General features: G+C 62.1%; 12 protein-coding genes. 5 read left to right on the top strand and 7 right to left on the bottom strand.

What is annotated here, in order from left to right; genetic code table 11:
* Positions 1 to 65: 65 nt before the first annotated feature.
* Positions 66 to 1382 (bottom strand): xylose isomerase, encoded by a 1317-nt coding sequence (gene xylA, locus AB4O45_RS24105; protein WP_460160655.1) that lies wholly within the window; start codon positions 1380 to 1382, stop codon positions 66 to 68.
* 289 nt (positions 1383 to 1671) lie between these two features.
* Here xylA and AB4O45_RS24110 point away from each other — a divergent pair, with 289 nt between their 5' ends.
* Positions 1672 to 2847 carry a XylR family transcriptional regulator gene (locus AB4O45_RS24110; protein ID WP_016774329.1) on the top strand — a complete coding sequence of 392 codons (1176 nt, stop codon included), beginning with the start codon at positions 1672 to 1674 and terminating at the stop codon, positions 2845 to 2847.
* 12 nt (positions 2848 to 2859) lie between these two features.
* Here AB4O45_RS24110 and AB4O45_RS24115 read toward each other — a convergent pair whose 3' ends face one another.
* Positions 2860 to 4026: an MFS transporter gene (locus tag AB4O45_RS24115; RefSeq protein ID WP_460160656.1), complete on the bottom strand. Its 1167-nt coding sequence runs from the start codon at positions 4024 to 4026 to the stop codon at positions 2860 to 2862.
* Between the two features lie 95 nt (positions 4027 to 4121).
* Between AB4O45_RS24115 and AB4O45_RS24120 the strand changes: the two genes are divergently transcribed.
* Complete coding sequence (locus AB4O45_RS24120; RefSeq protein ID WP_095179644.1) at positions 4122 to 5015, top strand: LysR family transcriptional regulator; 894 nt, start codon at positions 4122 to 4124, stop codon at positions 5013 to 5015.
* Between the two features lie 48 nt (positions 5016 to 5063).
* Here the strand turns inward: AB4O45_RS24120 and AB4O45_RS24125 are convergent, their stop codons facing one another.
* Entirely contained in the window at positions 5064 to 5840 is a 777-nt protein-coding gene (locus AB4O45_RS24125) for an SDR family oxidoreductase (protein ID WP_460160657.1), read from the bottom strand.
* 208 nt (positions 5841 to 6048) lie between these two features.
* Between AB4O45_RS24125 and AB4O45_RS24130 the strand changes: the two genes are divergently transcribed.
* Complete coding sequence (locus tag AB4O45_RS24130; RefSeq protein WP_076563309.1) at positions 6049 to 6948, top strand: LysR family transcriptional regulator; 900 nt, start codon at positions 6049 to 6051, stop codon at positions 6946 to 6948.
* 13 nt (positions 6949 to 6961) lie between these two features.
* Here AB4O45_RS24130 and AB4O45_RS24135 read toward each other — a convergent pair whose 3' ends face one another.
* On the bottom strand, positions 6962 to 8401 hold the full coding sequence (locus AB4O45_RS24135; protein ID WP_460160658.1) for an HD domain-containing phosphohydrolase: 1440 nt from the start codon (positions 8399 to 8401) through the stop codon (positions 6962 to 6964).
* Positions 8402 to 8489: 88 nt separating this feature from the next.
* Here AB4O45_RS24135 and AB4O45_RS24140 point away from each other — a divergent pair, with 88 nt between their 5' ends.
* Both AB4O45_RS24140 and AB4O45_RS24145 read left to right on the top strand, forming a co-directional pair.
* Complete coding sequence (locus AB4O45_RS24140) at positions 8490 to 9263, top strand: alpha/beta fold hydrolase (protein WP_460160659.1); 774 nt, start codon at positions 8490 to 8492, stop codon at positions 9261 to 9263.
* A 26-nt stretch (positions 9264 to 9289) separates the two neighbouring features.
* Positions 9290 to 10867 carry a GMC family oxidoreductase gene (locus AB4O45_RS24145; protein ID WP_460160660.1) on the top strand — a complete coding sequence of 526 codons (1578 nt, stop codon included), beginning with the start codon at positions 9290 to 9292 and terminating at the stop codon, positions 10865 to 10867.
* Between the two features lie 69 nt (positions 10868 to 10936).
* Here AB4O45_RS24145 and AB4O45_RS24150 read toward each other — a convergent pair whose 3' ends face one another.
* The 3 genes from AB4O45_RS24150 to AB4O45_RS24160 form a co-directional block, all read right to left on the bottom strand.
* Complete coding sequence (locus tag AB4O45_RS24150) at positions 10937 to 11350, bottom strand: PaaI family thioesterase (RefSeq protein WP_056784917.1); 414 nt, start codon at positions 11348 to 11350, stop codon at positions 10937 to 10939.
* 119 nt (positions 11351 to 11469) lie between these two features.
* Positions 11470 to 12411 (bottom strand): AraC family transcriptional regulator, encoded by a 942-nt coding sequence (locus AB4O45_RS24155; RefSeq protein ID WP_056784919.1) that lies wholly within the window; start codon positions 12409 to 12411, stop codon positions 11470 to 11472.
* Between the two features lie 232 nt (positions 12412 to 12643).
* Positions 12644 to 13468 carry an oxidoreductase gene (locus AB4O45_RS24160; protein WP_460160661.1) on the bottom strand — a complete coding sequence of 275 codons (825 nt, stop codon included), beginning with the start codon at positions 13466 to 13468 and terminating at the stop codon, positions 12644 to 12646.
* Positions 13469 to 13538 lie beyond the last annotated feature (70 nt).

The raw sequence follows: 13538 nt of genomic DNA on the forward strand, positions 1-13538 counted from the left end.
GCAGCAGGCACAGAATTGTCGTGCAATTGTCACAGCGTCGTTGCGTCGGCAGAGGGTCTCGGCGATCAGCGATAGAGATAGCGGTTGACGATGTTTTCGAGCATTTCCTGACGGCCGCTGACGGCTTGCGGGTTCAGTTCGTTGGTGAACGCGTGCTCGGCCAGCGACTCGAGATTGAAGTCGCCCGCCATCACCGCTTGCCCGAACGGCTGACGCCAGCCGGCGTAGCGTTGGTCCTTGAGGGTTTGCAATTGATCGTTCTCAACCATCGCAGCGGCGCGTTCCAGCGACAGGGCCAGAACGTCAATGGCGCCGACGTGGCCGTGGAACAGGTCGATCTCGTCGAGGCTCTGCCGGCGCACCTTGGAGTCGAAATTGAAACCGCCATTCTTGAAACCGCCGGCCTTGAGGATTTCATAGGTCGCCAGGGTCATTTCTTCGACGCTGTTGGGGAACTGGTCGGTGTCCCAGCCGTTCTGCGGATCGCCACGGTTGGCGTCGATGCTGCCGAAAATTCCCAGCGAGGCGGCCGTGGCGATTTCGTGATGAAAGCTGTGGCCGGCCAGGGTCGCGTGGTTGGCCTCAATGTTGACCTTGATTTCCTTCTCCAGCCCGTACTGCTGAAGGAAGCCGAACACCGTGGCGCTGTCGTAATCGTACTGGTGCTTGGTCGGCTCCTGGGGCTTGGGCTCGATCAGCAGGTCACCGGTGAAACCGATCTTGTGCTTGTGCTCGACCACCATGCGCATAAAGCGCCCGAGTTGTTCGCGCTCACGTTTCAGGTCGGTATTGAGCAGGGTTTCGTAGCCCTCACGACCGCCCCACAGCACGTAGTTGGAGCCTTTGAGGCGATGGGTGGCGTTCATTGCGCTGAACACTTGCGCAGCGGCGCAGGCGAACACTTCCGGATCGGGATTGCTCGCGGCACCGGCGGCAAAACGTGGATTGCTGAAGCAGTTGGCAGTGCCCCAGAGCAACTTGATGCCGCTTTGTTCCTGATGCTGTTCGAGGCGGTCGACCATTTGCGCGAAGTGTTCGCGGTACTCCTTCAGCGAGTTGCCTTCGGGGGCGACGTCCGTGTCGTGAAAGCAGTAGTAATCGATGCCCAGTTTGCTGAAGAACTCGAATGCGGCTTGAGCCTTGCCGATGGCCAGTTGCATCGGCTCGCCGCTGCGTTGCCAGGGGCGTTTGAAGGTGCCGGCGCCGAACACATCGGAGCCCGGCCAGACGAAGGTGTGCCAGTAGCAGGCGGCCATGCGCAGGTGTTCGCGCATGGGTTTGCCGAGGATCAGTTTGTCGGCGTCGTAGTGACGAAAAGCGAGGGGCGAATCACTGTTCGGGCCTTCGTAGCGAACCGGCTCGATATTGGGGAAATACTGCATGGACCTTGTCCTTGTTGTTCTTGGCGGTGTCTCGATACTAGCAACGCCCCCGTGCCCGCTGATTATGAAAAGCCTCAACCGTGAGTGCGATTTTGCGTATTGAGCTTCAGCGCTCGCAGGCCTAGTCTGTGTCCATCGTCGCCGCAACATGGCGGCCCGGAACAGTACAAAAACAATTTGAGGCCGCTTTCGCGAGCAGGCTCGCTCCCACATTTGATTCGTGTCGTGCACAAAACCGTGTGGGAGCGAGCCTGCTCGCGAATGGCTTTACGCAAAATCCGGATACTGAATGAAAAGCCTACCGCCCGTGCACCGCATCGCCCTGTTGTTCAACGGCAGCAAGATCTACGACCGTGGAATCATCAGCGGCATCGGCAACTACCTGAGCAGCACCCGCGCTTCCTGGGACCTGTTTCTGGAAGAGGACTTTCTCTGCCGCTTGAAAGGCATCGAGCGCTGGCAGGGTGACGGCATCATTGCCGACTTCGACGATCCGCTGATTGGCGAGGCGCTGGCCGACATTCATTTGCCGGTGGTGGCGGTCGGCGGTTCTTACGAGGATGCGCGCGCCTATCCGAAAGCGATCCCCTACGTTGCCACTGATAACAACGCACTGATCACTCTGGCTTATTCGCATCTGGTCGAGGCGGGGTTGCAGCGCTTTGCCTGTTTCAGCCTGCCGGAAGCGCAGGCCAATCGCTGGGCGCAGGAGCGGGAAAAAGCTTTTCGCAAACTGATGCAGCGCGACGGCCTGCACGCCGAGATCTATCGCGGCATGGGCACCAGCGCACCGTTGTGGGACAGTGCCGTCGAGCAACTGATCGCCTGGCTGCACAGCCTGCCCAAACCGATCGGCATCATCGCCGTTAGCGACGCCCGCGCTCGGCAGTTGCTGCAAGCCTGCCTGACGGCCGGCATTGCCGTGCCGGAGCAGGTCGCGCTGATCGGCATCGACAACGACCCGCTGACCCGCAGCCTGACTCGCGTACCGCTGAGTTCGGTGATTCAGGGCACCGAAACCATGGGCCGCACCGCCGCGCAATTGCTGCACCAGATGCTCCACGGCATGCCGTCCACCGGCACGCAAATCCTGATTCCGCCTGATGCGGTCAATGTGCAGGTGTCGAGCCTGCACCAACCGCTGGGCAATCCGTACGTCATGCAAGCGCTGCTGTTCATCCGCCAATATGCCTGCCAGGGCATCAAGACCGCGCAAGTGGCGGCGTATGTCGGCGTGTCGCGCTCATCGCTGGAAGCGCATTTCCGCGCCGAGCGCGGTTGCAGCGTGCATGACGAAATTTTGCGTTTCAAACTGGCGGCGGCTACCAGCGGTTTGAAGAACACCGATGCGGCGATTGCCGATATTGCCCAGGCCTGCGGCTTCAAGTCTGCGCAATATCTGCACACGGTGTTCCGTCGCGAGTTCGGCTGCACGCCCCGCGAGTATCAGCAGGGCGGGGCGTAGCGCTGCGAAGACTTACGCCAGCGCAGCGGCACTGGCTCTGGAGCGCCAGGCGAACGTCAGCACCATCAGCAACCCCAGACCAGCCATCGCCGCGCCGGCCAGGGAAATCGCCGGATAACCCAGCCCGGCATTGATCACCGCGCCACCCAGCGCCGCGCCGATCGCGTTACCGAAATTGAAGGCACCGATGTTCACCGCCGAAGCCAGGTTGGGCGCATCCTTGGCCGCTTCCATCACGCGCATTTGCAGCGGTGGCACCAGGGCGAAACTGGCGATACCCCAGATCAGAATCGCCACGGCGGCCGGCAGCGGCCAGCGCATCAGCACCGTGAACGCCAGTAACACCACAATCAATGCGCTCAGCGACACGATCAGGGTGCGGTCAATCGAACGGTCGGCAGCCTTGCCACCCCACATGTTGCCCAGCGTCAAGCCTACGCCGAACAGTACCAGCATGGCGGTGATGAACGCGGCGGAGGCATGGGTCTCGCTGCTGAGAATCGGCGCGATGTAAGTGAATACGGTGAACATCGCACTCGAGCCGACCACGGTCAGGGCCAGCGCGGCCAACACCGGACCTCTGCCCAATACCCGTATTTCCGCCAGCGCACCCGGGCCTTGCTCTGCTTTCAGATTGGGCAGGGCGAACCACAAGGCGATCATGGTCAGCACACCGAGGCCGGTAATGCCCCAGAACGCCGTGCGCCAGCCAAACAGCTCACCAAACCACGCTGCCAGCGGCACACCGCCAATGGTCGCCAGGGTCAGGCCCATGAACATCGCCGCGACTGCGCCGGCACGTTTTTCCGGCGCGACCACGCTGGCGGCCACCACCGAGCCAACCCCGAAGAATGCGCCGTGATTGAGCGAGGTGATCACCCTGGCGACCATCAGGCTGGAGTAATCGGTGGCCAACGCCGACATCAGGTTACCCAGGGTGAAAATCGCCATCAGCCCGATCAGCAGATAGCGCCGCGGGATCTTGCCAGTGGTCAGGGTCATCAGCGGCGCGCCGAGCAGCACGCCCAAGGCGTAGGCACTGACCAGCAACCCCGCAGCGGGAATGGAAACGCCGAGATCGGCGGCAATGCCGGGCAACATGCCCATCGGCGCGAACTCGGTGACGCCGATGCCAAAGGCGCCGACAGCGAGTGCAACAAGTGGTGGGTTGATACGCATGGAAAGTCTCCTCATCTATGCTGCCAATGCTACGATCCATCGTTTTTAGGCGGTAGATGGCGATTTTGGCAATCACCTTTGCGCAAGAGGCACGAATGGACTTCAACGGCAGGTCAGGGGAAATGAGCGTGTTCGTCACTGTGGCGCAGGAGGGCAGCCTCTCAGCAGCTGCGCGTGCGCTGGGGCTGACGCCTTCGGCGGTCAGTCGGATCATCGCCCGCGCGGAACAACGACTTGGTACCCGCTTGCTGCTGCGCACCACCCGCGCACTCACTTTTACCGCCGAGGGCGAGGCCTTCCTGCGCGGTGCCCGGCGGATTCTCGCCGACATGGACGAAGTGGAAGGGGCCATCACCGATCAAGGCGTACCCAAGGGCCGCTTGCGCGTCAGTGCCGCCCTTGGCCATGGACGGCTGACCATTGTGCCGCTGGTCGCAGCCTTCACCGCCCGCTACCCGAACATCGTCGTCGACCTCAGCCTTGGCGACGAAGTCGTTGACATCCTCGCCGGCCAGGCGGACGTCGCCATACGCTTCGGCCATCTGCCCGACAGCCCGTTGACCGCGCGCCGGCTCGGCCACACCGGCCAGGTGGTCGTGGCATCGCCCGACTATCTGGAACGTCATGGCACGCCTCAGCAACCCGAAGACCTGCTCAAGCACAACTGCCTGCGCTTCAACTTCCGCCGCGCCGAAGCCAACTGGCCGTTCATCCGCGACGGCAAGGAGTTCTCGCTGAAAGTCAGCGGCAACATCGAATGCAGCAGCGGCGAAGCACTGGCCCAGTTCGCCAGACTCGGCGCCGGAATTGCGCGGATTGGCGAGTTCACCGTCAGGGAAGACTTGCAGTGCGGCGCGCTGATCCCGCTGCTGCAAGCGTTCAACCCGGGCGATGAGGAACCGATTCATGCGGTGTTCGTCGGCGGCGCGGCGATGCCGGTGCGGGTGCGCTTGTTTGTGGATTTTTTGCTGGAGCAGCATCGGATGTAGACGTGCTGTGCGGATTCTGCGGGTCGTCCATGACCCGCAGACTGGCGGCTAAATGGTCGGGATGGTGCCGCCGTCGATCACAAATTCACTCCCGGTGATCGACGCTGCTCGCGGCGATGCCAGGAACCCGATCAGCTCAGCCACTTCAACTGGCGTCGACGGGCGGCCGAGCGGGATACCGCCCAGGGCCTGCATGATGATGTCCTTGCCACCTTGATAGTCAGTGCCTGCCTCCTGCGCGAGTCGCTCGGCGAATGCCACCGACGCTTCGGTTTCAACCCAGCCCGGCGAGACCCGCACGACGCGAACCCCCTTGGGTGACACTTCTTTCGACAGGCTTTTGCTGTAGGTCGACAGCGCAGCCTTGGCCGCCGCGTACGCCGTCGTTGATTCCGGCAGTGGCAGCCTACTCTGGATGGATGTGACATGGATCACCACGCCATTACGACGCTCGAGCATGTCCGGCAGCAGGGCGCGATCAAGGCGCACCGCCGGCAGCAGATTCAGGTTGAGCTCGCGTTGCCACTGTTCCTCGTCCAGCGCCGCAAAACCACCACCGGGGGCCGACGAGCCACCCAGGACATGGATCACTATGTCGACGCCGCCCAGTTGCTGTTCGACCGCAGCGATGAGTGCGTCACAACCTTCCCGGGTCGAAAGATCAGCCGCGACCAGCAGTGCGCCCGGCATTTTGACGTCCACTTGCCGAGCCGAGGTGATGACCTTTGCGTCCTCGGCCAGGAACCACTCGACCACTGCTTTGCCGATTCCCTTGGTGCCGCCGGTGACGAGCACCCGTTTGCCAGTCAATCCTGAATTCAGCATGGCGAGATCTCCAGCGCGAGGAATTGATGGATTGCGTCGGAGATTTTTTTCTCGTCGGTGACCGTGAGATACGTTTGCACGACGTTGGAAAGTTGAAGGTTCATTGCCTGACTCCTGATTGATGGTCTGGAGTCATCTTGCTGCGCTGCAGATAGTTTGTTCAACTGGGACAAATCGTAATGACCCATCCCGGAAAACAGGACAATTCATGGCCCAGGATCGCTTAGCCCTTAATGAACTGGATGCCGTTATAGCGGTGGCACGCAGGGGGTCGTTCCGCCAGGCTGCCATTGATCTCGACGTTTCGACCACCGCGCTGAGCAACACCATTGCGCAACTCGAAGCGCGCCTCGAATCGCGCCTGTTCAACCGCACCACCCGCAGCGTCGCCATCACCGAAGCGGGCAGGGTGTTTCTCGAGCAAGTGGGGCCAGCCTTGCACGACTTGCGCGCGGCACTGGATGCAGTGCGATCGCAGAATGCCGGACCCTCGGGAACGCTGCGCATCAATGCCTTCGCCAGCGCTGCGCGTTCGGCGCTGCTGCCACTGGTGATCGAGTTTTTGCAGCAGCATCCGAAAGTCCACATTGACCTTGTGACCGAAGGCCGGCTGGTGGATATCGTGGCTGACGGCTTCGATTTCGGCGTGCGCTCGGCAGGCCTGGTGCCCAACGATGTGATTGTGGTGCCAGTCGGCCCGCCGCAACGTTACGCGGTGGTCGGTTCGCCGGGGTATTTTGCACAACACGGCAAACCGCGCTCGCCGTCCGATCTGCCCGGGCATCGATGCATCCGCGTACGACTGCCGAACGGGGCGATTTTCCCTTGGTATTTCGAGCGCGACGGCGAAGTCATTCGTCTGGATGTGAACGGGCCGCTGACCCTGGATGAATCGAGCGTGGTCAAGGTGGCGGTGCAGGCGGATATGGGGCTGGGCTTTTTCATGGAGCAGGACGTTCGTGACGAAATCCGCAGCGGCGAGTTCGTGCAGGTACTCAAGGACTGGACCCCGCCCCGAGACAGGTTGTGCCTGTACTACCCGAACCGCCGCAATCCCTCTGCGGCCGCCAGGGCATTCATTGAGTTGGCGCGCGCCAGTCAGGCTTGACCCGGCACGGTATTCAGGCGATCAAGCCCAGTGTCAGCCCCTTCAGAGTGGCGGCTGCACGGGTCGAGCATTGCAATTTGCGAAAGATGCTTTCCATGTGCGTGCGTACCGTGCTCGGACTGATAGCCAACAGTTGCGCGACTTGCTTGTTGCTGGCGCCACGGCTGATCTCCAGAAGAATGCGGCACTCACGGGCTGTCAGCAGCGAAGGCTTGGGTTGCCGCAGGCGGCGCTCGCCACTGGCGGCGGCAATGACCGCTTCGCAGACATCGTGATCGAAAAGGCCACGACCAGCATCCTGTTTGAGTAGCGTGGCGGCTGCGGCTTCGTCGTGGGCTGCTCGCCATGGCCGGGCTTGCCTCAACGCTACCCAGGCGACCGAGGTGGCGAACAGCCGATGTTCGGCATTCAGTGCATCACCGGCCACGCCGCGAAAATAGCCGCTGCCATCGAGCCGTTCATACGCGTGGGTGGCTATCTCGGCGGGCGCGACCAGTTCAGGAACCGGTCGGAGCGCCTGTTGCGTCCAGTAAGGCACCAGCCGCACTCGCTCTGCCGCACCGTAGGGCAGCGACCCCGGGCTATTCCATAGGTGATTGGAAACGGCTGCGCGGCCGAGACCGTAAATCAGCGCGGACTTGCCAATGTTTGCCAAAGCCGGCTCACCCAGCCCCCACAGGCGTGCCGCTTCCACGGCAACATGCGCGACCTGACGCGAATGCCCGGCCAGCCATGGCAGCTTCAAGTCAATGACGTCTCCGACCAAAGTCAGCGAGACACGACGCTGCTCAGGCGCGGGTTCAACTTTTGTGCAAGGCGTTTCCAGATCCGCCAGCCAGGCCTTGGCATTGGCCACCAGCAACGACACCAGCGACGCTGGATAGCGCCGATCCGACTGCTCGTTGATCCAGCGCAACGCCGCGTCCAGACCGTGAGCGCGAGTGAGAATATCCAGATCACCGGCCATGACCACCTGATAGGCGACCTCTGGGATATGTTCATGCGCAACGCCGAGCGGTCGGCCAGTGCCGTCGTAGGTTTCGAACACCCGACACAGGCCCGCTTCGACGGCGGTTCCGAGCTGGAGGGTTTTGGCGATTGCACCGGACACTTCACAGTGCACCACGGCCAGCGGGGTTGCCTGATGCACCGCGTTCATCTGCTCACTGCCCAAGGTCAGATCGAGCATTGCGCGGCGACCATCGACGTCGTCACCCAGCAGGTCGGCAAAGCCTTCGGCGTTGGCCGTGCACCCAGACCAGCGCAGCAAGGCAATCTGCTCTGCAACCTGCAGATGCTCACCGGCGCCGTGGCATGCCTGCGCGAGCATCCGCGCCAAAGCGGCAACGCGCCGCGAGTGACCGAGCGGTTGCCCCATGCTGAGGTCACCGACCTGGGCGATGGTTGCCAGTGCGCCGTCCAGTGAGATGTCCAGTTGCAAGCCACTATCCATGAAAAATGCCCCGGGGTCGGATAATTGACCGATGCCCACATCGCAGGCCGGCCAGCACACTCTGAACTCCCGAACAGGAGCTCATCCAATGAAAACAATCAAATCGAAATTCGCCACCGTCGCCTTTGCCCTGGCCAGTACCTTCATGGCCGGCGCCAGCCACGCGCAGGATACAACGCCTTCGGTGCTGATCGTACATGGCGCCTTCGCCGACGGTTCCGACTGGGCCAAAGTGGTGCCACTGCTGCAAGCCAAAGGCGTGGCCGTTACCGTTGTGCAAAATCCGCTCACCTCACTGGCCGACGACGTTGCCGCCACGCGCCGCGCGCTGAACAACCAGCAGGGCAAGGTGGTGCTGGTCGGTCACTCCTGGGGTGGCACGGTGATCACCGAGGCTGGCAGCGACCAGAAAGTCAGCGCTCTGGTGTATGTCGCCGCCTTCGCGCCAGACGCCGGGCAAACCAGTGGCGAACAGGGTAAAGGCGCGCCGACGCCGCCGGGCATCAGTCAGATCAAGGCCGACGGTAACGGCTTCCTCTATCTCACCGCTGAAGGCATGGCCAAGGATTTCGCTCAGGATCTGCCGGCCGCGCAGACCGCCGTCATGACCGCCACGCAAGGGCCGATCAAGGCCTCGGCTTTCGAAGATAAAACCACCGTTTCGGCCTGGAAAACCAAGCCGTCCTGGTACCTGCTCGCTACCGAAGACCGGATGATTCATCCCGACGTCCAGCGGTCTGCCGCCAAGCGCATCAGTGCGACCCTCGCCGAGGTGAAGTCCAGCCATGTCCCGCAGCAGTCGCAGCCGGCGCAAGTCGCGGCGGTGATTCTCAAGGCCGTGCACGGCGTTGCTGAGCAGTGATCGCGGCATCGAAGGAGAGTGGGCGTATGAACCCTCGAAGCGCTCACGACTACGATTTCATTGTCTGTGGTGCCGGCACGTCGGGCTGCGTGGTCGCTGCGCGGCTTGCCGATCAGTCAGGCGCACGGGTTCTGCTGATTGAAGCCGGCGAACGTTACTCAGGCCCCGAGGTGACCGAACCGGCGCAATGGCCGCTGAACCTCGGCTCCGCGCGCGACTGGGCATTCGAGGGGCAATCCGATCCACGCCTCAACGGTCGACGGCTCCCGCTGAGCATGGGCAAGGGGCTCGGTGGAGGTTCGAGCATCAACGTGATGGTCTGGTCGCGCGGCCATCGCGCCGATTGGGAGCATTTTGCTGCCGAGTCTGGCGACCCGGCCTGGGGCTACGCATCGGTTCTCGATTACTACCGCAGGATCGAAAACTGGCAAGGCAGCCCGGACGCCACTCGGCGTGGTTCAGGTGGGCCGGTACATGTCGAACAGCCGGCCACGCCTCAACCCCTTGCGTGGGCAACGCTGGAGGCGGCCAGCGATCTGGGCATCCCCCGATTCGACAGTCCCAATGGCGAGATGATGGAAGGCGCAGGTGGGATCGCTGTCACCGACCTGCGCATCAAACAGGGCAAGCGCGAATCGGTTTACGACGCCTACATCCAGCCAAGGTTGCATTGTCCCGACCTGACGGTGCTGACCGGAGCCTTAGTGACTCGCGTTTTGCTGGTCGGCACCCGGGCCGTCGGTGTCGAAGTGTTGATTGCCGGCGAGCGGCGCTGCTTTCATGCCGCAGCAGAAGTCATCCTGTCCATGGGCGCGGTGCAATCACCGAAAGTGCTCATGCAGTCGGGCATCGGCCCGGCGGATGAACTGCGAAAACACGGCATCGCACCGGTCGTTCATCTACCCGGTGTGGGCGAGAATTTGCAGGATCATCTGGCGTTCGCTTGCACGTGGGAGTATCGAAAACCCCAGGCCGTCGCTGGCAGTGGATGCGAAACCACCTTGTACTGGAAAAGCGACAGCCGCCTGGAAGCCCCGGACCTGTTGCAGTGCCAGTTGGCATTCGCGGTACCGTCTCCGCCTGAGGTCGCCATCGAGCCGCCGGAGCATGGCTGGACCATGTTCGCCGGGCTGGCCAGACCGGCCAGTCGTGGGCGCTTGCGGTTGTCGGGTGCTGGGCCGCTGGATGCACCGATCATTGAGCCGAACTCCCTGAGCGAGCCCGAGGACATGGCCGCAGCCCATGCGTCGATCGAACTGTGCCGCGCACTCGGCAACAGCCAGGCATTCAATGCGCTGATCAAGCGCGAAGTCGTGCCCGGTCCCAGAGAGCGTCGCGCTATGGAACAGTTCATCCGCAATTCGGCCGTGACCTACTGGCACCTGTCGTGCACGGCAAAAATGGGCCGCGATGCGCTGTCGGTGGTTGACCACCAATTACGCGTGTACGGGATCGACGGGCTGCGCGTTGCAGATGCCTCGATCATGCCGCGCATTACCGTTGGCAACACGATGGCGCCGTGTGTCGTTATTGGTGAGCGGGCGGCGGATATGCTTCTGGCTGCGTATGGGGTGACGATGGCGAACACAATGCCTTCAAGGTAATGACCGTGCGGGCGGGGCGGCAAATCCCGGCCTGCCGTCCAGATGTGACGATGAGTCGAGTCAGTCGATTCAATTCATCGGCACGGCGAACACGGCACTGGCGCGCGCAACCGTTCGCTCACCGACGTGCAGACTGACGCCAGCAAACGCCAATTGGCGGCCCTTTCTGGAGTGCTCAAGACGCACTTCGAGCCACTCGTTGATTTGCACCGCGCCGAGATAATCCAGGGTCATGCTCGCCGTGATCAACGGCTGCGGCGGATCGCTGGAAAAGGCCATGGCGTAACCCATGCCCACGTCCGCCAGTGTCGCCAATACACCGCCATGCAAAGTGCCACGGCCATTGGCGTGGCGGGAGTCGGTCAGTAAACCCAGTTCCAAGTGCAGCCCCTGACCCCTGGCGTAGATCGGGCCGAGCAGATCCAGCAACGGACTGCTGCGGGTGAACGGAGTAAAACCTTCGGGAATGGCTGTGGTGTTCATGATCCCATCCTGATGCAGGTGGCTGACCTGCATGATTGGGCGAGGAAACGCAGGAGGGGGCAAGCACTATGCGAACGGGGAATTTGCTGCAATAAGTGCGCGGAGCGTGGCACTGAAAATCAGTGCGACGACACAAACGGCGAAGCACTCGTCGGTGCCGGCAGCGCATAGGCCGTTTTCATCCACGCCACTTCCGCTAGCGGTGTGCGGCCGAAGAGGCGTTTGAAGTCGCGGCTGAATTGCGAGGCGCTTTCGTAACCGACCAGAAACGCAGATTTTGCCGCGGTCAGGTCGTTACGCAGCATCAGCAATCGCGCCTGGTGCAGCCGCGTCGACTTCAGATACTGCATCGGCGAGGAATCGGTAACCTTGCGAAAGTGCAGATGAAAATTCGGCACACTCATCTGCGCTTCCTCGGCCAGGGTTTCTACGTCGAGATGCTGGTGATAGCAACTGTGGATCTTGTGGATGGCGCGGGTCACTTTGCCGAACTGGCCTTGTTGGGCAATGGCGGCGCGCAGGGTGCCACCTTGTTCGCCGGTGAGGATACGGTAGTAGAGCTCGCGCAGCATCGCCGGGCCGAGGATTTGCGCGTCGGCATCGTTGCTCATCACTTCAAGAAAGCGCAGGGTCGATTGGCGTAGCGGTTCGTCGAGAGGCGAGGCGTACATGCCCATCGGCTGCGCTGTGGGGAAATCCCACAGCTCATCCACTTGCTGAATCAGCTCGCCAGCCAGGGCGAAATCCAGACGCACGTACACCGCGAGCATCGGCTCGGCTTCGCTGGCGCAGGTTTCCATGGTGAAGGGTACCGGCACCGACACCACCAGATAGTGCTGAGCGTCGTAGACGTAGATTTCATCGCCGAGATAGCCGCGTTTGCGCCCCTGACAGAGGATGACGATGCCCGGTTCATACAGCACCGGCGTGCGGGTCAGCGGTCGGTTGGAACGCAGGAAACGTACATCGTCCAGCGGGCTCAGGTTGTAGCCCTCCAGCGGGGCGAGCTGGCTCATTAGCTGGACCATGCGCGCGGTGATTGGGTCTTTCGGTTTCGGCATGGGCTGTGGGTTTCCTTGTGAAAAGGCGCGTTCGAACCTGTCTGGCTGATTGGCGGAGTGTCAGACAGAGCCCTCACCCTAGCCCTCTCCCAGAGGGGAGAGGGGACTGACCGTGGTGCTTTCTGGTACTACGCCGACCTGTAATATTGTGCCGAACGCGGGGGTTGAATCCACCCGGATCGGCTCCCTCTCCCCTCCGGGAGAGGGCTGGGGTGAGGGTGCTTTTGATCTTTCAGCCATCCGTCGAACGGCTAAGCGCTGCCCATTGCTCAATACTCTCCGCCGTCTGCTGCAACTTGTCGCGCACCAACGCCAGAGCGTCACTGCCAAGCAGCAGGTGGGCCGGCGGATCTGGACTGTCGATGATGGTCAGCATGACCCGTGCAGCTTTCTGCGGATCGCCCAGCTGCTGGCCGCTTTTCTCCTCCCGGGCCTTGCGCACCGGATCGAAGCTTGCGTCGTAGTCACTGATGCTACGCGGCGTGCGTTGCATCGAGCGGCCTGCCCAGTCGGTGCGAAATGACCCCGGCGCCACAGCGGTGACAAAAATATTGAAGGGCGCAAGCTCCTTGCTCAAGGTGTCGGAGATGCCCTCAAGCGCAAACTTGCTGCCGCAGTAATACGCGATCCCGGGCATGGTGATATGGCCCCCCATCGACGTGATATTAAGAACATGCCCCGCGCGGCGCTGGCGAAAATACGGGACGAACGCCTTGGCCACCGCCACCGCGCCGAACACGTTGACGTCGAACTGGCGGCGCATTTCCTGCAGCGACGACTCTTCAAAAATCCCCTCGTGGCCATAACCTGCGTTGTTGACCAGCACGTCCACCGGGCCGTGGCGATCCTCCACTGCCGCAACCACCCCATCGATGGCATCGAAATCGGTAACGTCCAGCACCACCCCATGAGCGCGTTCGGGCGACAGCGCTTCGAAGGCTGCCAGCGCGGATTCGCTGCGCACTGTGCCGATGATCTTATGGCCCTGGGCAAGTGCTTCCTTGGCCAGCGCCTGGCCGAAGCCGCTGCTGACACCGGTGATGAAAAGAGTCTTCATGGATCTGTACTCCAGCAGGCAATTGGAGAGGCCATGCTAGGGCGGATAACGCTGGCGGACGATGCCGAAT

Source organism: Pseudomonas sp. S2_B10, assembly GCF_054668425.1.